29 protein-coding genes, 3 tRNA genes and 2 pseudogenes are annotated in these 23,573 nt (G+C 46.7%); 7 read left to right on the top strand and 27 right to left on the bottom strand.

Annotation, left to right across the window (positions count from 1 at the left end):
* From HQ43_RS03700 to HQ43_RS03720, 6 genes and pseudogenes are all read right to left on the bottom strand, one after another.
* Positions 1-632: pseudogene (locus tag HQ43_RS03700) on the bottom strand (PcfJ domain-containing protein); the annotation flags it as partial.
* Positions 633-636: 4 nt separating this feature from the next.
* Positions 637-1,059 carry a PcfK-like family protein gene (locus tag HQ43_RS03705; protein ID WP_036789890.1) on the bottom strand — a complete coding sequence of 141 codons (423 nt, stop codon included), beginning with the start codon at positions 1,057-1,059 and terminating at the stop codon, positions 637-639.
* Positions 1,022-1,159, bottom strand: coding sequence for a Cas9 inhibitor AcrIIA9 family protein (locus HQ43_RS10020; RefSeq protein ID WP_162531386.1), 138 nt, complete (start codon positions 1,157-1,159; stop codon positions 1,022-1,024). Before HQ43_RS10020 ends, HQ43_RS03705 begins: the two co-directional genes overlap by 38 nt.
* A 21-nt stretch (positions 1,160-1,180) precedes the next feature.
* Positions 1,181-1,480, bottom strand: coding sequence for a hypothetical protein (locus tag HQ43_RS03710; RefSeq protein ID WP_036789893.1), 300 nt, complete (start codon positions 1,478-1,480; stop codon positions 1,181-1,183).
* A 7-nt stretch (positions 1,481-1,487) separates the two neighbouring features.
* Complete coding sequence (locus tag HQ43_RS03715) at positions 1,488-1,778, bottom strand: hypothetical protein (protein ID WP_036789894.1); 291 nt, start codon at positions 1,776-1,778, stop codon at positions 1,488-1,490.
* Between the two features lie 7 nt (positions 1,779-1,785).
* Positions 1,786-2,217: a hypothetical protein gene (locus HQ43_RS03720; protein WP_036789896.1), complete on the bottom strand. Its 432-nt coding sequence runs from the start codon at positions 2,215-2,217 to the stop codon at positions 1,786-1,788.
* Between the two features lie 139 nt (positions 2,218-2,356).
* Here HQ43_RS03720 and HQ43_RS03725 point away from each other — a divergent pair, with 139 nt between their 5' ends.
* The gene (locus HQ43_RS03725; RefSeq protein WP_036789898.1) at positions 2,357-2,581 is read left to right on the top strand and encodes a hypothetical protein; all 225 of its coding nucleotides are present in this window, start codon (positions 2,357-2,359) and stop codon (positions 2,579-2,581) included.
* On the opposite strand, the gene HQ43_RS09640 is transcribed toward HQ43_RS03725, so the two are convergent.
* The 7 genes and pseudogenes from HQ43_RS09640 to pncB form a co-directional block, all read right to left on the bottom strand.
* Complete coding sequence (locus HQ43_RS09640) at positions 2,564-2,941, bottom strand: hypothetical protein (protein WP_235305940.1); 378 nt, start codon at positions 2,939-2,941, stop codon at positions 2,564-2,566. The genes HQ43_RS03725 and HQ43_RS09640 overlap by 18 nt on opposite strands.
* 168 nt (positions 2,942-3,109) lie before the next feature.
* The gene (locus HQ43_RS03735; RefSeq protein ID WP_036789903.1) at positions 3,110-3,580 is read right to left on the bottom strand and encodes a DUF1896 family protein; all 471 of its coding nucleotides are present in this window, start codon (positions 3,578-3,580) and stop codon (positions 3,110-3,112) included.
* Between the two features lie 157 nt (positions 3,581-3,737).
* Positions 3,738-5,040 (bottom strand): annotated as a pseudogene (locus HQ43_RS09645) (site-specific integrase); the annotation flags it as partial.
* Between the two features lie 508 nt (positions 5,041-5,548).
* Positions 5,549-5,636 (bottom strand) — tRNA-Ser (locus HQ43_RS03750).
* 122 nt (positions 5,637-5,758) lie between these two features.
* On the bottom strand, positions 5,759-6,259 hold the full coding sequence (locus HQ43_RS03755) for a hypothetical protein (RefSeq protein ID WP_036789908.1): 501 nt from the start codon (positions 6,257-6,259) through the stop codon (positions 5,759-5,761).
* Between the two features lie 54 nt (positions 6,260-6,313).
* On the bottom strand, positions 6,314-8,332 hold the full coding sequence (locus tag HQ43_RS03760; protein ID WP_036789912.1) for an OPT family oligopeptide transporter: 2,019 nt from the start codon (positions 8,330-8,332) through the stop codon (positions 6,314-6,316).
* A gap of 75 nt (positions 8,333-8,407) precedes the next feature.
* Positions 8,408-9,595 (bottom strand): nicotinate phosphoribosyltransferase, encoded by a 1,188-nt coding sequence (gene pncB, locus HQ43_RS03765; RefSeq protein ID WP_036789915.1) that lies wholly within the window; start codon positions 9,593-9,595, stop codon positions 8,408-8,410.
* A gap of 552 nt (positions 9,596-10,147) precedes the next feature.
* Here pncB and HQ43_RS03770 point away from each other — a divergent pair.
* From HQ43_RS03770 to groL, 4 genes are all read left to right on the top strand, one after another.
* Complete coding sequence (locus HQ43_RS03770) at positions 10,148-10,924, top strand: acyl-[acyl-carrier-protein] thioesterase (protein WP_052103057.1); 777 nt, start codon at positions 10,148-10,150, stop codon at positions 10,922-10,924.
* Positions 10,914-11,939: a type I phosphomannose isomerase catalytic subunit gene (locus tag HQ43_RS03775; RefSeq protein WP_036789918.1), complete on the top strand. Its 1,026-nt coding sequence runs from the start codon at positions 10,914-10,916 to the stop codon at positions 11,937-11,939. The genes HQ43_RS03770 and HQ43_RS03775 overlap by 11 nt, the downstream gene beginning before the upstream one ends.
* A gap of 81 nt (positions 11,940-12,020) precedes the next feature.
* Positions 12,021-12,296 (top strand): co-chaperone GroES, encoded by a 276-nt coding sequence (locus HQ43_RS03780; RefSeq protein ID WP_036789922.1) that lies wholly within the window; start codon positions 12,021-12,023, stop codon positions 12,294-12,296.
* A gap of 33 nt (positions 12,297-12,329) precedes the next feature.
* The gene (gene groL / locus HQ43_RS03785) at positions 12,330-13,958 is read left to right on the top strand and encodes a chaperonin GroEL (protein ID WP_036789926.1); all 1,629 of its coding nucleotides are present in this window, start codon (positions 12,330-12,332) and stop codon (positions 13,956-13,958) included.
* A 311-nt stretch (positions 13,959-14,269) separates the two neighbouring features.
* Here the strand turns inward: groL and HQ43_RS03790 are convergent, their stop codons facing one another.
* The 13 genes from HQ43_RS03790 to rpmB form a co-directional block, all read right to left on the bottom strand.
* Positions 14,270-14,911, bottom strand: a complete 642-nt coding sequence (locus tag HQ43_RS03790) for a hypothetical protein (RefSeq protein ID WP_036789928.1) — start codon at positions 14,909-14,911, stop codon at positions 14,270-14,272.
* A gap of 12 nt (positions 14,912-14,923) precedes the next feature.
* On the bottom strand, positions 14,924-15,637 hold the full coding sequence (locus tag HQ43_RS03795) for a hypothetical protein (RefSeq protein WP_036789931.1): 714 nt from the start codon (positions 15,635-15,637) through the stop codon (positions 14,924-14,926).
* Positions 15,638-15,737: 100 nt separating this feature from the next.
* Complete coding sequence (locus HQ43_RS03800; protein ID WP_036789934.1) at positions 15,738-15,998, bottom strand: hypothetical protein; 261 nt, start codon at positions 15,996-15,998, stop codon at positions 15,738-15,740.
* Between the two features lie 155 nt (positions 15,999-16,153).
* Positions 16,154-16,684 (bottom strand): chromate transporter, encoded by a 531-nt coding sequence (locus HQ43_RS03805; RefSeq protein WP_036789936.1) that lies wholly within the window; start codon positions 16,682-16,684, stop codon positions 16,154-16,156.
* Between the two features lie 5 nt (positions 16,685-16,689).
* Positions 16,690-17,247, bottom strand: a complete 558-nt coding sequence (locus HQ43_RS03810) for a chromate transporter (RefSeq protein WP_036790172.1) — start codon at positions 17,245-17,247, stop codon at positions 16,690-16,692.
* 112 nt (positions 17,248-17,359) lie between these two features.
* Positions 17,360-17,431 (bottom strand) — tRNA-Glu (locus HQ43_RS03815).
* Between the two features lie 28 nt (positions 17,432-17,459).
* Positions 17,460-17,711 carry a 30S ribosomal protein S20 gene (rpsT, locus tag HQ43_RS03820; protein ID WP_036789939.1) on the bottom strand — a complete coding sequence of 84 codons (252 nt, stop codon included), beginning with the start codon at positions 17,709-17,711 and terminating at the stop codon, positions 17,460-17,462.
* A 44-nt stretch (positions 17,712-17,755) separates the two neighbouring features.
* A tRNA-Glu gene (locus HQ43_RS03825) sits at positions 17,756-17,827 on the bottom strand.
* Positions 17,828-17,901: 74 nt separating this feature from the next.
* The gene (locus HQ43_RS03830; RefSeq protein WP_052103058.1) at positions 17,902-18,447 is read right to left on the bottom strand and encodes a DUF2721 domain-containing protein; all 546 of its coding nucleotides are present in this window, start codon (positions 18,445-18,447) and stop codon (positions 17,902-17,904) included.
* Positions 18,448-18,593: 146 nt separating this feature from the next.
* Positions 18,594-18,863 carry a 30S ribosomal protein S15 gene (gene rpsO, locus HQ43_RS03835; RefSeq protein ID WP_036790177.1) on the bottom strand — a complete coding sequence of 90 codons (270 nt, stop codon included), beginning with the start codon at positions 18,861-18,863 and terminating at the stop codon, positions 18,594-18,596.
* A 173-nt stretch (positions 18,864-19,036) separates the two neighbouring features.
* A complete protein-coding gene (locus HQ43_RS09650; protein ID WP_081964535.1) occupies positions 19,037-19,192 on the bottom strand; it encodes a DUF4295 domain-containing protein in 156 nt (51 codons plus the stop codon).
* Between the two features lie 17 nt (positions 19,193-19,209).
* Complete coding sequence (rpmG, locus tag HQ43_RS03840; RefSeq protein WP_036789941.1) at positions 19,210-19,398, bottom strand: 50S ribosomal protein L33; 189 nt, start codon at positions 19,396-19,398, stop codon at positions 19,210-19,212.
* A 38-nt stretch (positions 19,399-19,436) separates the two neighbouring features.
* Positions 19,437-19,688: a 50S ribosomal protein L28 gene (gene rpmB / locus HQ43_RS03845; RefSeq protein ID WP_036789944.1), complete on the bottom strand. Its 252-nt coding sequence runs from the start codon at positions 19,686-19,688 to the stop codon at positions 19,437-19,439.
* Positions 19,689-19,932: 244 nt separating this feature from the next.
* On the opposite strand from rpmB, the gene HQ43_RS03850 reads away from it, so the two are divergent.
* Both HQ43_RS03850 and HQ43_RS03855 read left to right on the top strand, forming a co-directional pair.
* The gene (locus HQ43_RS03850; RefSeq protein ID WP_036789947.1) at positions 19,933-20,838 is read left to right on the top strand and encodes a DUF2156 domain-containing protein; all 906 of its coding nucleotides are present in this window, start codon (positions 19,933-19,935) and stop codon (positions 20,836-20,838) included.
* Complete coding sequence (locus tag HQ43_RS03855; protein WP_036789949.1) at positions 20,831-21,490, top strand: GNAT family N-acetyltransferase; 660 nt, start codon at positions 20,831-20,833, stop codon at positions 21,488-21,490. Before HQ43_RS03850 ends, HQ43_RS03855 begins: the two co-directional genes overlap by 8 nt.
* Before the next feature lie 552 nt (positions 21,491-22,042).
* Here the strand turns inward: HQ43_RS03855 and HQ43_RS03860 are convergent.
* Positions 22,043-23,569 carry an NAD(P)H-hydrate dehydratase gene (locus HQ43_RS03860; protein ID WP_036789951.1) on the bottom strand — a complete coding sequence of 509 codons (1,527 nt, stop codon included), beginning with the start codon at positions 23,567-23,569 and terminating at the stop codon, positions 22,043-22,045.
* Positions 23,570-23,573: the final 4 nt, after the last annotated feature.

Below are 23,573 nucleotides of genomic sequence, written 5' to 3' on the forward strand. Positions count from 1 at the left end.
TCGGCACGGCTGTCTGTGAGGAGGGCAGGGATAAGTATATTAGGGGCGATGTCGTGGCACTCGCCTGCAAAGCCGTTCCTGCGGAGGGTGTCTATTGTCTTAGTCTTGGGGTATAGGGGACAATGGGCAACACATTGATAGGCTTCGTTATCTCTGCGGATAGCCATAGGCGAATAGTAGGCAAAGCTATCTATATACCGCCCCAAAGTCCGATGTATCGCCACAATGGTCTGTCGTCCGCTCTCGCTCCACCAATACTGCCCAATCTCCATCACAGAGGACATGGCTCGGTAGCCTTTCTCCATACCCACGATAAGGAGGTACATACGCAAGACTTGATACCCACCCTAAGTGGTCAGCACTGTGAAGTATTGTCGCTGCTGTAACTTCCTCGCCCTTGTGGTTGCCACCTGCAAGCCTGCCCCACATTGGGGACAGGTACAATGCCTGCTCGGTATATCCATCTGCCACGAATGCCCACAATCCATACAAGTGGTTTTGCCCTTGGGTAGTCGGTAGGCATAGTGGTCAATACACTCACGGAATGCCCACTGCATTTGTGCCTTCGTAATGAGGCGAAGGTGTTTACTCTGAGCGATGACGGCTTGCTCAAACTTATTTCTCGGTTTCATAGGCTTACATATCAAATAGAGAGGGTTGAGGTATGGGGTCGCTGTCGGTGCTTGTCTTGGCTTTCACTCGCTTCGGCTCTTGCAACTTGCGTAGCTCCTCGGTTTGGTACTGCTGTATCGCCTGCTTGCGTGCTTCGGCTTTCTCTTCTTCGGTAAGGATTATGGTGTGATTGACCACCACATTGCAGTTGATACGGCTACTGACTTCTAAATCGTCTTCATCGTAGTAATGCACCGCCATTGAATAGATTTCATCATCTTCAAAGCCGTTGCAACCGCTCTGCTGTACCTGCTGTAAGATGTAAGTGATGCAGTCCTCGATGTTCTTGTGGGGCTTTGCCAAGTTAGGAGCAAACAGAGGGTCTGTCGCTGCTCTGCCATTAAGATACTCAGCTATGGTGCGTGTGAATTGTTCTGTTCCTTTCATTGTCGTGCTGTTTTNAGTTAGGAGCAAACAGAGGGTCTGTCGCTGCTCTGCCATTAAGATACTCAGCTATGGTGCGTGTGAATTGTTCTGTTCCTTTCATTGTCGTGCTGTTTTTGGCGGATTATATTCCTACTGCCCACTCGCCATCTCGGTACACGGATAGGCAAGCATACTCATTACATAACTCGTGCGATAGGTAACGCATATAGAGGGTGTTATCTTCGCTTAGGCTATTACTCAAGTCCTCAAATAGGCTCTGAGGGAAGTCCCAACGACTGTATAGCTCAGCTTCTATTTGAAAGTCATCGTCTTGCTCGTACCAATCATTGGGGAAGTTCTCCTCAATGAATGCTCGGATTGCGTCTATCGTTTCCGCTCTGTCGCTTGATGCGTAGAATAGGTTGGTGCATATATTTGCCATAGTGGTGTTATCGTTTTGTTAGGTTTGCGTTGTCTGCTATGGTCTCGCCACTTGGGTCAAAGACTTCTATCGTGGCTCGTCCGTGGTTGTCCTCGGGAGATAGGGCTTCACTCGTTTCATAGAGAGTTTCCCCCTCTGTGATAATAACCTTTTCATCGTCCTCCCACAGAGCTACATCTTCGCCACCCCACGATTTAATCATAGCGAGGGCTTCTTCGTAAGTGTCTGCTTGCACATCAAAGTGTGTGCGTTCCCAGCAGGTAACCTTGCGGTCTTGATAGAATGCGTAATATGCCATAGTCGTCTTAGTATTTAGGAATTTCTACGATTTGATTGATGCGTCCGTAGAGGTACTTGCGTAGGCTGGTGCGGTTGGGGGCATAGTACTCTGCCCAATGTCCGTATTGATTGACCAAGTACTTTTTCAGCACATCGAAAAAGTCAAATCGGTAGCCCATCACGGGTACGGCGGTGCGGAAATAGGTGTTGCTGTTCACGGCTTCGCATAGCCAATCCTTGTCCTCACGGCTCATCGCTTCGCCACGATTGAGTTGTTCTCTCAGGAGGTAGGCTTTACAGCTACTCAGGTTTTCCAAGGGTTGTACTTCCCACTGCACGAACTTAGTCGCCACGGCTCTCTCACTCGCCCCAGCCCCCGAACTTATGCGGTAATGAGAGGAGGAGCTATATCCTTTTCTGTTCATCGGAGATGTTGTTTTTACTTTCTGCTTATCCATAGTGACATTTTTTTTTATGCGTCCAAAGATCGGAGTATGCTGATTCCTTTTTTCGAGCGAAACAGAGGTAGGGGGCGAGGAGCGACACAAGGTTTGGGCGGAAAATACTACCTGGAGCGAAGCAGAGCGAAACGCAAGTGTGGAGATTTTCCAGCCCAACCGTAGGCTTGACCTTGGGGTAGCCCAAGCCCCACACTACCTTTGCGATGAAAAAGAAACAGCATCCATCTGCTACGCAATAAGTGGAACGGAGGATGAAGAAGCAGAAGTGCAAAGCCAAAGAGCGAAAATAAAAAAGGTGGCAAGCTCCGAAGAGCCCGCCACCCGTCAAGATGATTATCTCAGATTAGAAGATGCAAACTAGTATCGCCGCCAAGATGGCTAACCAAAAGAGATAGCCGAGGATGGTGAATGTGATTTGCAGAATGGTCTTTACCACGAACCGCAGCACCAAGAAGCCCACGAAGATGCCAATGACGGTTACGACTTGGGGTGTAACAAGCTTGGCGATGAAGTAGACGGCTGCGACCACGAGCGAGAGCAGAAGTGTCAGCTCAATGATGCGTCGCCAGTCGATGCTACGGGCAGGCTTGGCTGTCTGTGGCTTATCGTTAGTAGACTTCGCCCGAATGAAGATGGGGCTGTGGACATCGTGNGGCAGGCTTGGCTGTCTGTGGCTTATCGTTAGTAGACTTCGCCCGAATGAAGATGGGGCTGTGGACATCGTGATTCATAACTTGAGTATTCATATCTGGGAGCATTTTAGAGTTTCAAGAGCGAGCCCAAGATAGTCCGACCACCAAAGACGAGGGCTTGCCCCTTGGCGTGTGGGGCGGAGTGTATATCTTGGCTCTTGATGCTCCAATGCTCCCGATAGGATTAAGGTTACGTGTTACTTCGATGTATCCACCTTCTTCACTGTAGGCAAGTTGCTGTTTTCGATAAGCTCGACAATCGTACCTGTGAGTTCGGTGTAGAGGAGGTCGTACTCGGTGCTGCTGTCAAAATCGTCCGTGAGGTCGTACTTAGCGAATACGGCTTGGATAAACTTGTTACCAAGCAGAATGGGAGCCAACTCTTCGGGTAGAGGTTCGGGAAGTTCCTCGCTGAACTCATTCTCTAAGATAGACACGAGGGTGTTGTGCTTAGAGAAGTGTAGCCCTTGATAAAGGACTTCGCTGGATATCGCCTCGGCTTCGAGGTGGGAGAAGCCCTGTGCCACGGCATCAGCGTAAACCGTAAGTGCAGCATCGGCACGAGCGGCAATAAAAGCGGTGTCGGCCATTAACTCGGGGTGATAGTCACTGAGGTAGGCTTCTAACTTCAGGCGGAAGTAAGAAAGCTCTTTCTTTGTTGGATTCATAATGTCTTTTTGATTTTAGGTAATACAAGTGTTACTTAGCGATGCCCATCGCCGAGTTGAACTTATCGAGCTTGCCTGCGAGCTGCTCCATATCGTGTTCAATCTTCTTGTTCGTAATACGGGCATAGATTTGCGTAGTCTTGATGTTGGTNGAGTTGAACTTATCGAGCTTGCCTGCGAGCTGCTCCATATCGTGTTCAATCTTCTTGTTCGTAATACGGGCATAGATTTGCGTAGTCTTGATGTTGGTATGCCCTAACATCTTCGACACGCTTTCGATAGGCACACCTTTGGAGAGCGACATGGTCGCAAAGGTGTGGCGGGCGAGGTGAAAGGTCAAGTTCTTCTTGATGCCACAGAGGTCGGCAATCTCTTTGAGATAGGAGTTGGTCTTTTGGTTCGACAAAATCGGGAAAAGCTTGCCATCACGATAAGTCTGCTCGCCATACTTCTCGATGATACTCTTGGGAATGTCGAGGAGGAGAACGTTGGTGGATACGCTGGTCTTTTGACGNAAGCTTGCCATCACGATAAGTCTGCTCGCCATACTTCTCGATGATACTCTTGGGAATGTCGAGGAGGAGAACGTTGGTGGATACGCTGGTCTTTTGACGTTGCGTCATAATCCACTGCTTGTCGCCCATCGTGACGATGTGGTCGGGCGTGAGGTTGGCCACATCGATATAAGCCAGTCCTGTGAAGCAAGAGAAGATGAAGATGTCACGCACCAACTCCAAGCGTTTCAGCCCAAAGTCTTTGTTGGCGATGCTGAGGATTTCCTCATCGGTCAAGAAGCCACGATTGACTGGCTCCAAGTGGAAGCGATGATTGAGGAAGGGGTCGTGTATCAAGATGCCACGCTTTTGGGCATAGATGGTAATCGTCTTGAGCGTCTTCATCTTCTTGACGGTTGTGTTGTAAGAGCAACCTGCGACGGTGCTAAGATACAATTCGAAGTCTTGCATTACGGCAGGAGTCAGTTCGGTCAGCCCAATATCCTTGCGAGCATACTTGTGTTTGAGAAACTCAAAGAAGTGTCTGCGAAGCACGCTGTACTTTTGGAGGCTGTCTTTGCTGATGGTTTTCCCGACACGCTGTTTTACATCATCGATAAATGAGTCGAAGACAGGGAGGAACTCTTTGTACTCCTTGGTCTTTCCGCAATAGAAGGAGCGGATTTTATCCATAGAGAGTGACTCATCGTCTTCCAACTTGCGATAAATACTATTGAGGGTGTGAGAAATGCCGTCGAGTGCAGCATTGGCGGTTAGTACGTCAGCCGTACGACCTTTGAGTCGGCTGGTGGTATTGTTCCATAGCGCCTTGTCTACAAAAATCTTTGTAGAGCCAAAGTTTGCCATTTCTCCACCCAGGAACACACGTAGCATCACGGGCGATTTTCCCTCTTTGTTTTCGTAATTCGAGCGTAGGTAAAAGGATACCTTAAAATTCTGCTTCATACGCATCATTGTTTTGTGTAGCANAGCATCACGGGCGATTTTCCCTCTTTGTTTTCGTAATTCGAGCGTAGGTAAAAGGATACCTTAAAATTCTGCTTCATACGCATCATTGTTTTGTGTAGCAATCTTGCTACAAAGTTCTACATAATTATCTGATATAGAAAACATTGATGCCGTCAGATTGGTATTCATTTATCGGTCACTGCTACATTTTTTGAAGACAAATAATTTGTGTAGCAGTAAATGTAGCAGTACTTGACCGAAATGTGACTATCAAAGTATAGGGGTTAGCCGTCAGCAGATAGGGATATATACAAAGAAAAATCGTTGTAAAACCTTGATTTTACAACGATTATCTATATTTTGAAGGCTNCAAAGTATAGGGGTTAGCCGTCAGCAGATAGGGATATATACAAAGAAAAATCGTTGTAAAACCTTGATTTTACAACGATTATCTATATTTTGAAGGCTATTTTGAATGGGGTTGTGAAACCCTTTTGAAACCTTCTGGCGGAGAGAGAGGGATTCGAACCCCCGGAGGCTCTCACCTCAACGGTTTTCAAGACCGCCGCAATCGACCACTCTGCCATCTCTCCAATGGTTATCCCATTTTTGCGATGCAAAGGTAAGGGATATTTTTTATTCAAGCAATAGATAGAGGGATATTTTTGTCTTATTGTGTGAGAAGATCTCTTGTCGGATGAGAAGAATGTAGTTTTTAGGGGGAGAGCAGTTTGTCGAATGCCAATCGGGGAGAACCATTTGCCAGATATATGATACCGCAATAGGCGAAAAGGTGTTGTTTCAAGATCTGTTGCAGTACGGCGTTGTCCCGGTGTGTATCTATGCGGAGATAGAGATAGCGGAAGGCAGCAAAGTCAAAAACGGCAGAGGCAATCCCTCTAAGCGAACCATCCGAAGCCAGACGGTGAATAACGCCATAAGGTTTATCGTAAGACCAAGCCCCATCGTATATCTCGGAGTAGGTCGGATCCGGTCCATCCATCAGGACAAAGTACCCGGAGGGCTGCCCCGACTGCTCTGTCTCTAAGATGACATACCCTACTCCCAGACGGATATCCTCCTCTATCATCGCTTTAGACGGGTAGCCCTCTGCCCATTGAGTAGGATTCCCATTCCGACACATAAAGATACGAGCCGCATTCAGTACTCGCAATATTTCGGGGATATGCTCCGGTTTTGCTTCGGTTATGTACATATATAATTATATAGAAAGGGCGGATAGATTTTTCTATCCGCCCTTATTTATCGATCAGTGTTTACTTTTCACCCTAAGAGAGATCTTCACGAAGAAGAATATGATGGCAAAGTACATCAGTACGGTCAATGCTTGAGACCAAGGATTGGCGTTCCATTCTGTTTGGAAGATATTCACCTCGTAGTATCTGAGTATTGCGCTTACCACACCCATGAGAGCACCTCCGGCGATGAATCCGGAAGCTATGAGAGTTCCTTTCTCTACACGCTCCTTGTTGAGGTCGCTATTTTTGCTTCTGCTACCTACAAACCAGCTCACAAGACCGCCTACAAGCAGAGGAGTATTGAGTTGGAGCGGAATAAACATACCCAAAGCAAAAGGAAGTGTCGGCACTTTTGCAAAGTTGAGAACGAGAGCAATAGCGGCTCCGATGCCGTATAACGCCCACTTTGCCGAAGCTCCTTGCATCATCGGTTCTATCAGCGCAGCCATTGCATTGGCTTGAGGAGCCGCAAGAGCACCGGAGGTGAAACCGTAGGTCTTGTTCAACACCATGATAACCCCTCCTACCGTAGCGGCAGAGACGAGAGTGCCCAAAAACTTCCAACTCTCTTGCGACTTCGGAGATACTCCAAGCCAATACCCAACCTTGAGATCGGTGATGAATCCGCCCGCCATAGAGAGTGCCGTACACACTACACCTCCGATGATAAGAGCGGAGACCATGCCGTGAGGACCTTTAAGTCCGACCACTCCTAAGATAAGAGAAGCCAGGATAAGGGTCATAAGGGTCATGCCCGATACCGGATTGGAACCTACGATGGCTGTTGCATTTGCCGCAACGGTAGTGAACAGGAATGCGATAACTGCCACCAAAAGCAGAGCCACTACGGCATGCATCAGATTTTGAACAACACCGAGATAGAAGAATATCCCCGTAACACCAAGAGCCAGAATAGTACCCCATGCAATAATCTTCATCGGTATATCCTTATCTATCCTCTTCTCTGCTGTCGCTGCAGCACCGGCGGATGCTTCCGGCTTACTCTTCATCTCTTTCGCTGCAAGTCCAAGGGCAGATACGATAATCTTTCTACTCTTTATGATACCTATGATTCCGGCAGTGGCGATACCCCCTATACCAATGTTCCGGGCATAGATCTTAAAGATCTCTTCGGGCGACATGCTTCCAACAGGTACAGTTATGTTCGGGTCTCCAAACGTAAGGAGTGTGTCCGGATAGATCAGAGACATAGCCGGAACGATGATGTACCATATCAGGAACGAGCCGGCACATATAATAAAGGAGTACTTCAGACCTATTATAAACCCAAGACCGAGCACCGCAGCCCCTGTATTGATATTGAATATCAGCTTGGCTTTGTCCGCTATGGCGTTACCCATGCTCACCATACGGGAAGATATCTCTTCGTGCCACAGCCCAAGAGTGGAGACAAGGAAGTCGTAGAGCCCACCGATAATACCTGCCAAAAGAAGAGGCTTGGCTTGTGCACCGCCTTTCTCTGCCGAGATCAACACTTGAGAGGTAGCAGTGGCTTCGGGGAACGGATATTTCCCGTGCATCTCCTTGACAAAATATTTGCGGAAAGGTATCAGAAGCAGGATACCCAATACTCCTCCAAGCAGGGAAGAGATAAAGATCTGCAAGAAGTTCACGGTCATTTCCGGATACTTCTCTTGCAAGATGTAGATGGCAGGCAGCGTAAAGATGGCTCCTGCCACTACCACTCCGGAGGCTGAACCGATAGATTGAATAATGACATTCTCGTGCAGAGAATTTTTTCTCTTGGTTGCAGACGACAGTCCGGCGGCAATGATGGCAATGGGGATTGCGGCTTCAAACACCTGTCCTACCTTTAGTCCCAGATAGGCAGCGGCTGCACTGAATATCACAGCCATAAGCACACCCCAGAGTACAGACCAAACCGTTACATCCGGAATAGACTTGTGTTCCGGCACTACCGGGACGTACTCTTCTCCCGGCTTGAGTTCTCTGAAAGCATTTTCCGGTAATCCTTTTATCGGATCGTCGGAAGAGGAAGTTTTACTCATAAGTATCTGTTTTTGATTAGGTAATACAAAAGAGAGGTCGCCTGCATCGGCTGTTTCGTTTTAGCCGTACGGGTCTCAAGGCATGCCTATCAGCAGCGTGCGTTGTGCCAGCTCTATCTCGCCCTTGTCGCCGGTATGCTTTCCATCGACATCAGAAAGCTTGACACAGTTATACCATGGTTGAGAGGAGGTAATCTGGCAGCGGAACAGCTTCATCACTATGTTGAGCGGTTTGATGCCGTTCCCGACATCATTTGTCAGGTTCGTCCCTATACCGAACGTGGCACCTATCCTGCCGGAGCAGTATGCTTTGATCTTCTTTGCCTTTTCTATGTTGAGGCTGTCCGAGAATACGATATACTTGATCTGCGGATCCACACGAAGCTCTTTGTATCTGGAGATCGCTTTTTCCACGAATCCGAACGGGTCGCCACTGTCGTGCCTTATGGAGGTGAAGAGCATGGCATGTTTTTTCGAGAAGTTTCGCATGAAGACATCGGTGGTATAGGTATCTGTGAGGACTGTGCCCAAATCTCCATCATAAACATCTATCCAGTGCTCCATAGCCATGTAGTTTGCCATCTTGTAGCCGAATATCGCTCCGTGAAACTGTATCCACTCGTGAGGATGCGTACCCGATACTCGCAGGTTGTGCTTCATGGCGTAGTAGACATTGGATGTACCGAAGAGATAGTTGCCGGCATGCTCTTTCAGGATGCTTGTTACCTTGTCTTCCACTTCGGAGCTGAACCGGCGTCTCATGCCGAATATCGAAGTCTGTATCTCGTGTTTGGCTATCTCTTCTGCCTTCCTTCGGGTCTCGTTCCGAATATGAACCCAGTCCGGAGTGGCTCCCGTTACTCTGAAATAGAGTTCGGAGACAAGAGCCAGTATGGGCGTTTCCCACATGGTGATGCGGTAGAGAAGTCCGCTGGCTACGATATGCAGGTGATTCTTCTCATCCATCCAGACCTCTATCTCTTCCGGATTGTATCTGTACCCTTTCAGGAAGTCTATATAGGTCGGAGGCAGATAGGGGAGCATTTTGTAGAGGAAAGTCTCCTCTTCGGGAGTGAGGCAGAGGAGAGACATCTTCTGTATCTCTTCTCTCACCAGTGTATCAAATCCTTTGGGATAGACCACTTCGTCTCTATCCACAAAACGAAACTCTCCTTTTGCGCGTGGGAACAGCTTGGAGTACGCATACCCTGTGGTAAACTTGTACAAGTCTGTGTCCAGAATGCTTTTAATGATACCGCTCATCTCTGTTGATCTGAAATAATATCGCTAAAGATAGTTATTTATTGTCTAATAGATATTGTCCGGCTGCACTCTTTCGGGAGAGGTTTTTCAGGGAGCTTTTATATAAAAACGGTCTCCCGGTTTCGCCCTCCGAAGCAGAGTATCTCATTGCGGATTTTTAGAGGTAAATGGGAGAAATGTGCCTTAATCTGCTTGAAGCCAATGCGGTATGAGAAATCGCGAATTTCGGATCAACGCTCTCCTTGGTCGGATTCAAGGGCTGTTTTCGAGTTAATATAGGTGAATTTTAACACCATTATTTGTAAATAAATTCTAATGCACTTTTAGGGCAAAAAAGAGCAAAAAAGAGGCAGAAAAGCATAAACAGTTATCTGTCAGTACTATAGCTAAAAATTCTAAACACGTTAATCGAATCCGGTAAACGTGTTTAATGAAATCGGTAAACGTGTTCATTGAAAAATTAAACACGTTAAGCCGAAAGAATATGCTCGTTGAAGAAACATCTTTTCTATGTAAATTTGTCGGAGCAGAATCAAAAAAACAGTATCGCTTATGATTTCTACCGAAATTGCTCCTTACGTCATACAAGAGGAGTTTCAGCTTTGGACGTTTCATCTGGATGCCGCAGGTCGCTTTCCCTTGAGCAAGCTGGTGAGCAGACTTATTCACACGGCCGGACTTCATGCCAATCGCTACGGATTTGGCGTGATGAAGTTGCAGGAGCAAGGTTATACTTGGGCATTGCATCGCCTTTCCATACATTTCGAGCAGCCGTTAAACCATGATGCCTCATTCAAAATAACCACATTCGTGACAGATGTAGGGGCAGTGAAGACTACTCGTAACTTCATGGTGCATCAGGGAGAGAAGCTCATCTGTACCGCAACGAGCTACTGGGTGGCTATGGATATGCAGTCCAGAAGAGCTATCCCGCTCACCCATATTCTGACCAAAGAAGTGGTGGTATCTGCACCGGAAGGGGTGGAGATGCCTGTGCCGGTCCGGAGCGTATGGGGAATAGAAGAAGAGGAGAGTAAGGTTGTGGGGCTTGATCATAAGGTGAGATACTCCGATCTGGACATCAACAACCATGTGAACAGTGCCATTTGGGTAACGATGGCAATGAACACTCTACCGGTGGACGAAGTACTCCGCCGAGAGGTTCAAGAAGTGGATATTCACTTCATAGCAGAGGCAGCCCACGGTGCAGAGCTTATCACGCACTATGCTCCATCGGGGCAGGGATATGCCGTAATGATCTCTTCCGCAGAGGGAGAAGCACCCCATTTTTGTATCAAACTAAAGCTAAAAGAGAGTCATGAACAATAATAAACTTTATCCGCTGACGTTCGTTCCCATCCTGAAAGAGATTATCTGGGGTGGACACAGGCTCGAACCATTCAAGGGACTGCCCTCTTCGGAGAAGAAGATAGGGGAGAGCTGGGAGATTTCACTCATTCCGGGAAGTATCTCGGTAGTAGCCGAAGGATCTCTTAAAGGACGATTGCTTTCGGATCTGATCTCGGAATACGGATCGGAACTGCTGGGCAGGCAGGTGTACGAAAGGTATGGAGACAACTTCCCCCTCCTTATTAAATACATAGATGCAGCAGCCGACCTGAGCATACAGGTGCATCCGAACGATGAGATAGCCCAGCAGAGACACCACTCTTTTGGTAAAACGGAGATGTGGTATGTGGTGGATGCTGCTCCGGATGCTACGCTAAAGACCGGCTTCAGAGAGAAGATCTCCGAAACGGAGTTTGTGGTAAGATCCGAAGATGGTACCATTGCCGATGCGTTGGCAAGCTATCGGGTAAACAAGGGAGACCTTTTCTTCCTTCCTGCCGGACGTGTCCATGCCATCTGCAGCGGCTGTCTGGTGGCGGAGATACAGCAGAACAGCAACATCACTTACAGGATATACGACTACAAAAGGAAAGATGCGGACGGGAACGAGAGAGAGTTGCACACGGAGCTTGCCAAGGATGTCATAGACTATTCGGTATCGTCAGACTATCGCACGCAATACGATATGTCTCCCGCTCTGTCCGAGCATAGGCAGGTTGTGGAGTCGCCATACTTTATCACCTCTATCGTTCAGCTTCGGGGAGAAGAGATACATATCTCCCTTGCCGAAAGAGACTCTTTCACGGTCTGCATGGTAGTGGAGGGAGATGTGGAGCTGGAAGCAGACGGACAGAAATGCTCATACAAGATGGGAAGCACGATACTTGTTCCGGCATCTTGCCATGCATTGACACTTCGCTCGAAGGCAGGAGCAAGAGTGATGGAGTGCTTTGTTCCCGGAGTGGCACGGGGACTGACAGAACCGTCATGTTAGTTTCCGCTTTGAGCCGGTGGCATACATTTGGAGAAGTAAGACGATAGACATAAAACTTAAATAACATAATATTCAAAATCTATGAACATTAAACCGCTTGCAGATAGAGTAGTGATCCTACCTTCTGCTCAAGAAGAGAAGACAGTTTCAGGCATTATCATTCCGGACAGTGCAAAGGAAAAACCTCTGAGAGGAGTAGTGAAAGCCGTAGGCCAAGGCACTAAGGATGAAGAGATGGTACTGGCTGTGGGTGATGAAGTACTGTATGGAAAGTATGCCGGAACAGAGATCGAGTTCGGTGGCGAAAAGCTGCTTATCATGAAGCAGTCCGATGTACTTGCAGTGGTAGAGAAGTAATGAAAGAACAGATAAACAGAATCAGATAAAGACATGGCAAAAGACATTAAATTCGATATAGAAGCAAGAGACCTGCTAAAGAGAGGTGTGGACGCTCTTGCCAATGCAGTGAAGGTAACACTCGGTCCCAAGGGACGCAACGTGATATTGGATAAGAAGTTCGGCGCACCGCACATCACCAAGGACGGTGTATCTGTTGCGAAGGAGATCGAGCTGGAAGATCCGTTTGAAAACATGGGAGCACAGCTTGTGAAAGAGGTGGCTTCCAAGACCAACGATGATGCCGGAGACGGAACAACGACAGCTACCGTGCTTGCACAAGCCATCATCGGGGTGGGATTGAAGAACGTTGCTGCCGGAGCCAATCCGATGGATCTCAAGCGCGGTATAGATAAAGCGGTGGAGAAGGTTGTGGAGCATCTTCGCTCACAGTCCAAAGAGATCGGCGACGACTTGGCTAAGATCGAACACGTAGCAAAGATCTCTGCCAATGGAGACGAGAAGATCGGTGCTCTCATTGCGGAAGCGATGCGCAAGGTAAAGAAAGAGGGCGTCATCACAGTGGAAGAGGCGAAAGGAATAGAGACCACGGTAGAGGTGGTGGAAGGTATGCAGTTTGACAAAGGATACATCTCTCCCTACTTCGTGACCAATACAGAGAAGATGACCGTAGAGTTCGACAGCCCATATCTTCTTATCACAGACAAGAAGATCTCCACTCTCAAGGAGTTTCTTCCTATCCTTGAGCAGGTGGTACAGACAGGCAAACCTCTTCTTATCATTGCCGAAGACATCGAGAGTGAAGCGTTGGCAACCCTTGTGGTGAACCGTCTCCGCGGTTCTCTCAAGATATGTGCCGTGAAAGCTCCGGGTTATGGAGACAGACGCAAGGCTATGTTGGAAGACATCGCCATCCTTACCGGCGGTACCGTTATCTCTGAAGAGAAGGGTCTCAAGCTCGACTCCGCAACCATGGAGATGCTTGGCACGACAGAAAAAGTTACGATCGACAAGGATAACACCACTATCGTAAACGGTGCAGGATCCAAAGAAGACATCGCAACAAGAGTGGCTCAGATACGTGCTCAAATGGACTCTACTACGTCCGACTACGATCGTGAAAAGCTACAAGAACGTCTTGCCAAACTTTCCGGCGGTGTGGCTGTCCTTTACGTCGGCGCACCTTCCGAAGTGGAAATGAAGGAGAAGAAAGACCGGGTAGAGGATGCTCTGAGCGCAACCCGTGCCGCTGTGGAAGAGGGAACAGTGCCCGGAGGCGGTATCGCTTACATCCGTGCCGCGAAAGCTCTCGAAGGTCTCAAGGGTGAGAACGATGACGAAAACACTGGAATAGAGATCATCAGACGTGCCATCGAAGAACCTCTTCGTCAGATCGTGGCAAATGCAGGAAAAGAAGGAGCAGTCATCGTTCAGAAAGTGAAAGAACACGAAGCCGATTACGGCTACAACGCTCGCACAGAGCAGTTCGTCAATCTGTACGAAGCCGGCGTCATCGACCCCACAAAGGTTACCCGCGTTGCTCTTGAAAATGCCGCATCCATCGCCAGTATGTTCCTCACAACCGAGTGCGTCATTACCGACATCAAGTCCGAAGAGCCTGCCATGCCTGCCATGCCGCAAGGTATGGGCGGAATGATGTAACAGACCGTAAGAAAATATCTTCAACACGAAGGGCTGCTTCCCGAATCAGAAGGGAGGCAGCCCTTTTTCTATTTCTGCCTGGCAGGCACGCAGAACTGCTCCGAAAGGGAGCAATGAAAATTTTGGAGGCAACGGACTAATACCTGAAAAGTGCTTGATGAAAAGTTGGATTGATAATGAACAATTCTATATTTCAAACTTCGGACTCGGAAAGCTGTTGGGAGCATATTATAAAAGCAGTTCCCCACTTTTGTCAAGCGAAAAACTGCTCTTTTTACTTCAGTATTTGTCCGTTTCTTCAGCCGGAAACGTCAGCGAATATTGCAAGCGAACTTCTGAAGAGTCTTGGCAAAGAGGGTGGCGAAACGTAGCTCGAAGGCTGCTCCGGTGAGGTCGCTGTCGATGGATACGGACTCGGTGGTCAGCACTACCTGATGTGTCTCCGGATCAAACTCGCGGCTCTCTCCCCACAGAAGTCCATCGTGATTGTAATAGTTGTGCACTTCCTGATGAGGAGCGCCGGTGGCAAGATCGGTTACGGCATAGTGAGCGTGGATGAGATGAGGCGTGTCCGAGTTGTCGAACAGGTATTCATAGGTGAATTTTTCATTCTCGACACTCCACTCCCTGCGAATCAGATAAGGAAAGTAGATGAACTTACATCCCGGAATTCCTGCCGTTTCGATCCCTCTTTCCTTGAGTGTGCTTTCCCATTCAAGCCCGAAAAAACATTTTACTTTCTCCTGAATGATCTCTCCTTCGGGAGATCTGCTCCGGAGATTTATCTCCATGACGTTGATGACATGAGGCTCGTCTTTCGACTGTCGAATGGTTTCAGCAAGAGCTTTGCGGATCTTTTCAACCTTTTGAATGTGCGTCTTGACGGCAGAGGGCTGAGCATGAACGGCAAAAGAAAGCGCGAAAAGAAGGAGAAAAAGAGCGGTTTGCTTCATGAGATAAGGCGTTTAGAATTCGACATTGGAGACATTGTTGAAGGTGTCATAGAACGATCGGGAGATTTCCGCATCATCCCAAAGAAGCTTTGGCAGCGGCTTTGCTCCTTCTTGCTTCTGCTTTGCCCCGTTCGGAAGAGGCTTTCGGGTCTGAGGATCCAAAGGTGTCGTGATAGTGGTGTACCGGATGGCTTTTGTCCCGGCGTAGTAGATCCGCCTCTCGACACTTGCCGGCAGACTTTCGGAGGAGGCATTGCTTTCTGTCTCGTTGCCCTTGTAATAGGAAAACAACAGATCGCCGCTCTTGGGGTCGAATAGAAATTCGCGGTAAAACTTTTCCGTTCCGTAGTTCCAAGACGTGCGGACGAGATAAAGCTCATTGAAGGGATGTTCCTCATCCGTACCGGGAATGAAGAAAAACTCCGTAGTGAGTCGCGACAGTCCGCTGCCCGGCATATTGCGAGACATGGTCAGCGTCATGCAGTTCTCTTTATCTTTCTTCGCTGCGGAGTGCATCGCCATTTGCGTTGCTTTATTATATGCCGCTCGGATCGAAGCTATCTGCTTGTCTGTCTTCGGATCGGATTGCGCGTGAACCACAAAGGAGATCAGGCAGAGGGAGAGTATTAAGATGAATTTTTTCATTTGCTGTTGTCTGTTTCTTGTATCACTTCCGAAGATAAGGTCTTTATCTTCGTCTTCTTTCCCCAAGAGCTGTCTCTCCATAACAGAGGACTTTTTAGGGTAAAAGAAAAGCGGAACTACGATATTATCGCATTCCGCTTCTCTTATTCCAAAACAGATCTTAGAGATCTTGTTTTAAGTCTTACTTCTTGTCCTTGCAGCAGTCTGCTTCGCCTTCTTTGTGCTCGCAGTTTTCTTTACCTTCGCAGTTTTCTTTGTGCTCGCAGTTTTCCTTACCTTCGCAAGTAGCAAGGCTATCTGTCGGAGTTTCTACTACTTCTACTACTTCTACAGGAGCAACTGTTTCTTCAGTTGTAGTTTCTGCAGACTTGTTACCTGTACAAGAAGCCAAAGCTACTGTGAAAATAGCAGCCAAAGCAACTTTGATAAATTTCGCTTTCATAACTTTTTTTTGAGAGTTATATATTGAACAATACTTCTATGGGTGCAAAATTACTTCATTATATTCATTGCACCAAGAGTTTGGTAATTTATTTTTATCAAATCGTATAAATTCCTTGCCATTACTATAATGTGCTGTAAACATGAAGCAATTCGTTATATGCTATAAACAATAAAACTTATGATTCCGCCTATAATAATGGTAAGAATCGGATGCAAAAGTTTCTTAATGGTAATGATGAGAGCAACAGCAAAAAAGAGGATGCTTTTGTAGTCTATAAAGTTTTCGCTGTTGCACAGAAGCAGTGCCGCTGCAGCAATAAGCCCGATGGCGGCAGGTCTTATCCCTTTGAATACAGCTTCCACATGCCTGTTGTTGGCAAACCGAGAGAAGGAGTAGGAGATGATGAATACCAGCAGGAACGAAGGCAGCATTACCGACAACGTGGCAAGGACACTGCCCCAAACAGATCCGGTAACAACGTATCCTATGTAGGTGGCACTATTGATCCCTATCGGTCCGGGAGTCATTTGAGAGATGGCGACAATGTCTGTAAACTCTTGAGCGGTCAGCCATTGGTGTTTTACCACTACTTCATCCTGTATAAGGGAAAGCATGGCATACCCTCCGCCAAAGCCAAAGAATCCGAGTTTGAGATAGACGTAAAACAGCTCCAAATAGATCATGTCGGTTATTCTTTATTGGGATGAAGTCTTCTCCGGATATGTTCCGTATAGATGTAGCCCAAAGCTCCGGCTACAATAATGACTATCACGGGAGATACTCCGAAGTACCAGACTGCAATGGCAACAGCTATCGGAATCCAGATTGTCGTGTGTGGAAGATGCAGTCTTTTCCATGTTTGGAATACTGGAGCAGCTATCATTGCCACAACTATCGGACGTAAGCCTTTGAACACTCGCTCCACATACTCATTCTCTCTGATTTGAGAGAAGAAAAGAGCCAGTATAAGAATGATCAGAAAAGATGGTAGTGTTGCCCCAAGAGCACAAGCCACTGCTCCTATCGGGCCTCTTAGCTTGTAGCCTATAAATATCGACATATTCACGGCAAAGACTCCAGGAAGAGACTGTGCTACAGCAAAGAGATCTATAAACTCCTTATCTGTCAGCCATTTTTTCTTGCTGACGATCTCTTCTTGTATGAGAGGAAGCATGGCATGACCTCCCCCAAAGGTGAAGCCACCTATTACAAAGAATGTTCGGAAAAGTTTCCAAAGAGATACCATAAGAGTTTTCTCTTGAGTGATCGTTGTTACTTCTTTAGGGTAGAATGCCTTTACAAACAAAAAGGCTCGTCCTCCCAACGAGAGAACAAGCCAGTATTTGTCTTATTGTAAGTAGCCCATAGGGGAATCGAACCCCTCTTTCAAGAATGAAAATCTTGCGTCCTAACCGATAGACGAATGGGCCAAGAAGAAAGTTTTCTTACTTGATGCTGTTATAGGCTATTTGCGAAGCGAGTCAGCTTAGACTTGAGATTGGCAGCTTTATTCTTGTGAATACGTCTTTTGCTGGCCATTCTGTCAAGCATTGAAACCACTTCCGGAAGTCTCTCTTGTGCAATAGCTTTATCTGTAAGAGCTCTGAACTTGCGAACAGAAGAACGCATAGTACGAGCGTAGTAGCGGTTGCGCAAGCGACGTGCTCTCGATTGTCTTATTCTTTTAAGTGCAGACTTATGATTTGCCATGTCTAAATTTTCTATCTAATGATCTTTAGTTTATTTTCTTTTAGTAGCCCATAGGGGAATCGAACCCCTCTTTCAAGAATGAAAATCTTGCGTCCTAACCGATAGACGAATGGGCCAAATGCTTTATAGCACTCTCCTTGGGAGGTTTAGCGAATGCAAAGATAGAGACTTTTTTTTAATCCTGCAAACCCTATGTGCTTTTTTGAATAATATTTTCTTTGCTCCTACCGGCTGGTTCTATCGTTTCTTGTTTTGTCCTGTTTTTTGCAGGCCTGCGACGCTTCTTCGTTGGGATGCTTTCTGTTTTACTTTCGGCAGTTCTCTGTCTCTTTCTTTTCTCGGAGATAAACAGACGGTCCAGATTGGCTTGAGTTGCTTTTGTGGAAGTCCAAATCTCCAATAGGCAGACAATAAAAGAGGCTGCCAGCAACACCAAAGCCAGTAAGAATGTATAGATTGCCAGCATACTTATATTCACGAGTGTGGCAATTGTTGAGATCACACACATCAGAAAGCTTATAGCTCCGAGGCCTTGCATCGCTTTTATCAGTCTCAACTGCTTGTGGAGGCTCTGTATCCGGTGCATGTAATTTCGTTCGGGATGTTTCTCTGCATGCTCTTGAAGACTTTCCACTGCGAATGCGCAGGAAAAACATCTGTTGGCAAAGAACAAGAGTATCAGAGAATAGATGCCGGTAAAAATCAAGGCAGGAATAGTAAGAGAGAGTATCTCCATATCGTTTGTGTTGTTTCTGTTGATTGCCTGTTGTGTCTTGTAAAGTGAGAGGGTAAGTCAAATATTTTGATTTTGACTCACCCTCTCTTTATGTTGTAACAGATTGTTACTGCTTTATAGGTGTCAAGGAAATCTTTTTCCTCTTATTATCTGCGGATTCCGAGTTCCTTGATTATAGCACGATATCTTTCAATGTCAATCTTGATGAGATAATTGAGAAGACGGCGACGCTTACCCACAAGTCTCTTTAGAGAGCGCTCTGTGTTGTAGTCTTTGCGGTTGCGTTTAAGGTGCTCTGTCAAGTGTGAGATTCTGAATGTGAACAGAGCTATTTGGCTTTCAGGTGAGCCTGTATCTGTTGTACCTTTGCCGTATTTCTCGAAAAGCTCGGTTTTTTTAGCTGAATCTAAATACATATCTTTCTGATGTTTTGTTTTGTTGTTTCTTGATGTATATAGTTTGCTTAATTCAAATGTAAAGCCTCGGTCAGCTTTCGGAAGCTTTACCACTACATTCTTCTTAAGCGGAGGGTTGAAGCCGGATTGCTTTCCTCTTTTCTATATCCGTATTGTTTTCGGAACGGAAAAGATTACTTCTTCGCAAGAGCTTCTTTTACGTTTTCGTTAGGTACCATCTCTTCTTCAAATACGTAAGCACCTGTTTTTGGAGACTTCACCATACGAATCACTTTGGAGTATGTACGCCCGTCACCGGTTTTGAAGGACGCCACTGCTTTCTTTGCCATAGCTTATACGTGTGTTGTTATTTAATTTCTTTGTGTAGGGTCATACGCTTAAGAATAGGATTGTATTTCTTAAGCTCCAATCTTTGAGTGGTGTTCTTTCTGTTTTTCGTGGTAATATATCTTGAAGTTCCTGGCATTCCACTCTCTTTGTGCTCAGTACACTCAAGGATCACTTGGATTCTATTACCCTTTGCTTTCTTAGCCATAAGTAATTTTCGGGATTAAAGTGAATAGATTAGACAAATTAGAGTAGAGTGTACTTTCTAAGAGTACCATTTTCAGCTGCTCTTCTTAAAGCAGCATCCAAACCGATCTTATTGATCAGTCTCAAACCTGCTGCAGATACCTTGATGCGGATCCAGCAGTCTTCTTCTACCCAGTAGAACTTTCTGTCGAAGAGGTTTGCATCGAATACTCGTTTGGTGCGTCTCTTAGAGTGAGAAACGTTGTTCCCCACCATCGCTCTTTTCCCGGTTATTTGACAAATTTTTGACATCGTTGCTATCGTTATTGTTGTTACTAAAATAAATCAATTGCGTGTATTAGGGAGCGCAAAGTAAGCACTTTTTTCTGACTCTTGCAAACTTTACGGCCTAACACTCACCTCCTTCGGAGTGTTTGGATGTGGAATATTTGTTTTTAGCGTAACGGAGACAAAGGTACAAAATATTGTTGGATAAGGCAATAATAACCACTATCTTTGTGCCTGATTTTGAAAGTTATTCTATAAAAGATAACGAATGAAGATAGCCTTCCATCCCATAACACTACAAGATAAAGAGCGTATACAGGAGGTCGTATCGGGGTCTCCGTACCAGAATTGCGACCTCAGTTTTGCCAACCTATACAATTGGAGCAGCCATTATAAAACACAGATTGCCTTTCATAAAGGAGCCATGGTCGTCCGTTTCATGACGGATGGCGGTACAAGACCTGCGTACCTCATGCCCATCGGAGAGGTCGAGAGCCTGAAAGATGTATTTGCAGACATGATGTGCGACTGCTGTACCAATGGCGAGCATCTCCTTCTGATGAGCATCACGGAGCCTTCTTTGAAGCTGTTGGACGAGATCCTGCCCAACAGATACCGCCTGCTCCCGAACAGAGACTACTACGACTATATATACGAAAGAGAAAAATTGTGCTCTCTTTCCGGGAAAAAGTTGCAGTCCAAACGTAATCACATCAATAAGTTTGAAAGGAGTTATCCGGACTATATCTATGAACCCATCACCGCCTCCAACGCAATGGAGTGCATGGAGTTGGAGAACAAGTGGTTTGCCCTTAGCGGTAAAACGGACGAAATCAATGCCGAGAGAGAGATCATCTGCCGCTCTTTGAGAGAGAAAGAAGCCATCGGACTTACCGGTGGAGCCATAAGAGTGAATGGCTCTATCGTGGCTTTTAGTATGGGGATGCCTATTAACTGCAACACATTTGACGTCAGCATCGAAAAGGCAGACCCTGCCATCCCGGAAGCGTTTGCAATGATCAACCGTGAGTTTGCCCGGCATATCCCGGAACAATACACCTATATCAACAGGGAAGAAGACTTGGGAATAGAGGGGTTGAGAAAGGCCAAACTCTCCTACAAGCCGGATATACTTTTGGAGAAGAACATTGTCATAATCCACACCGATGCCTGATAGCTCCGCCTCCTCAATCTCTTTTTACCGCATTCCTGCCGATACATCGTGGATGAGTCATCCGCACTGTCGGGAGATGATAGAGCTTATGACGGAGGCTTTCGGGCCTTATCACTCCCTTTTTTCTCACTTTGTAGAGTGTGTTGCCATCCCTTTGCAGACCTCTTTTGTTGCAGTGGATGAGGCAAAAGACCGCGTTGTGACAGCACTGCAAGCCGTACCGTACCTCTATGTGGAGCCAGCCGATGCTCCTCCCGTTGCCTATCTCTATGCTCTTGTTACAGACTCCTCCCGAAGAGGAGAGGGGCTGATGAGCAGCCTTTTGACCTTTGCGCTAAAGAGCCGGCGGGAAGAGTGGGGCAGATGCGAAGCGATACTTATACCGGCAAACGAAGATCTTATACCTTATTATAATAAGAGAGGTTTTCGTCTTCTTGATACCATGTGGCAGGAGAAGGCGGATACCTCTTTTTTTGATCCCGATGCACTTCTTCCTCATCCTTTGGTACGACAGTATCAAGAGTGGGAGGAGCGGCAGCCCCTGCCGGATGATCTTCCGGAACAGCACGCACCTTTCCCTTTCCCGATGTTTTTACCGGACAGCCATACGGATTTAGCTCGTATTCCTCTCCTTCAGAACCCTCTGTTGTGAGAGGATTTTTATATATTTCATACCGAAAAATGCTCACTTTTTTCGGCTCTCTATTTTGATCGACCACCCTGTTTTTAGAGGGGATCCGGATTTGTTAAATCAGTCTGTTTTATTAACATAAATTCCGATACCTGTTTACCCAAAACGCTAAACGAGCATATTCTTTCGGCTTAACGTGTTTAATTTTTCAACGAACACGTTTAGTGATTTCATTAAACACGTTTACCGGATTCGATTTTTTCCAAATTCGCGATTTTGTTGTATCAGGTTGTAAACAAAGAAGTTGCCTTAAAATGACTTCTTCAAAAATGGAAAATTCATCCCAAAATCTCATGTGAGAAGCCGCGGAGACCACCCTCCGTTTTTATATAAAAGCTCCCACCGAAAAGTTTGTTTCAGGTGGAGAAAAAGGAGAGAATTTTCACGAGATTTTAAGGTAGTGTCATGCCGGAAAAAATGTGTGCCGTCTCTGTTCGGAAGGATATAAAAAGAGAAGAGGGTGTAGCCGATCTACTGTTCGGCTACACCCTCTTCGTTATGGGGCTGAATGGATCAGTAATAGTTTTGCAACTTCTTGAAGTGCTTGAACACCACAGGAATATAATCTATGATGTCCGAGGCTAAGAGGCTCTCCTGACAGTTGGATTCGGCATATCTGTCCCCTGCATATCCGTGTATGAATACCGCAAAGACGGCAGAGGTAAGGGAGTCGAACCCTTGTCCCAAAAAGCTTAACATCATTCCCGTAAGCACATCGCCCGATCCTGCCGTAGCCATTCCGGGATTACCGGTTTGGTTAAAGATGATCACGCCTTGAGGCAGACACGTAGCGGTGTATGCACCTTTGACCACTACGTAGACCCTGTGTTTCTGTGCAAATGCCGAGGCTTTCCGGAGACGCTCATAGTCTGAACCGGACTCTCCGACCAGCCTGTCCAGCTCCCTTTTATGCGGTGTAAGGATAGAGTCGGGCGTGAGCAGGTTGAGCAGTGTAGGGTTACTTGCCAGAATGTTGATGGCATCGGCATCTATGATGATGGGCTTCTTGTACTGGTTCAGCAGGCTTTCCATAGCGGCGGCACTCTCGAACTGTGTTCCCAGTCCGGGTCCTATCGCTATGGCGGAATACTTATTCACGTTTCGTATCTCCGTGAAGTGAGTGGGGCTTTTATCTGTTTCCACGATCGCTTCAGGGATAGTGGTATGGATGAGATTATCTTTTCCTTGTGGCACGTGTACCGTGATGAGTCCGCTGCCTGTACGCATACACGCTTTGGCTCCAAGTATAGCCGCTCCCATCATTCCTTGCGATCCGGCTATGAGAGCAACGTGTCCGAAGTCTCTTTTGTCGCAGAACGTGCCTCTGGAGTCAAGGTTGTTGTCTAAGTCCGAAGTGGTAAATATGAAGTTCTTGATATTCTTCTGCGGATGATCTTCTTCCAATCCGCAGTTGATCACACGCCATTTGCCCACATACTTTTCGTTGTCCGACAGGAGGAGTGAGAGCTTCGCTCCATGGAATGTAAAGGTGTGATGAGCACGGATGATATTGTCCGGGTTGTTGTGCGAATTGTCTTGAGGGAACAGACCGGAGGGCATATCCACCGAGACGATGGTGTGTGCCTTGCTGTTGAGATAGTGTACCACGTGCTCCATATCCCCCTCTATGGGGACTTCCAATTCGGATCCGAAGAGTCCGTCTATCACGATGTCGTTTTCGGAAAGACGGGGTGGACGGAAGGAGGAGTTGAACTCCATGAAGTAACATCCGCACTGTTGGAGCTTGGTCTTATTGATTGTAACCTCTTCGCTTAAAGAGAGTCCCGGATTGAGGAGAAAGGCATCCACACTTCTGTTCATGCTGAACAGTATGCGAGCGATGGCAAGTGCGATGGCACCATTTTGGGATGGACCGGCAAAGACAATCACTTTGCGCTGGTCGTTGAACATTCTGTTGAACTGGTTACAAAACGCATTCCCCATCGTCTCATACAGCGTACTGGTAGAGATGATCTTGGAACCGGTTCTGGCATTTTCCTCTATATTGCGTATGTGTTCTCTGTCGAAGATCTTTAACATGGCT

This window comes from Porphyromonas canoris, from assembly GCF_000769115.1.
Lineage (GTDB): Bacteria > Bacteroidota > Bacteroidia > Bacteroidales > Porphyromonadaceae > Porphyromonas_A > Porphyromonas_A canoris.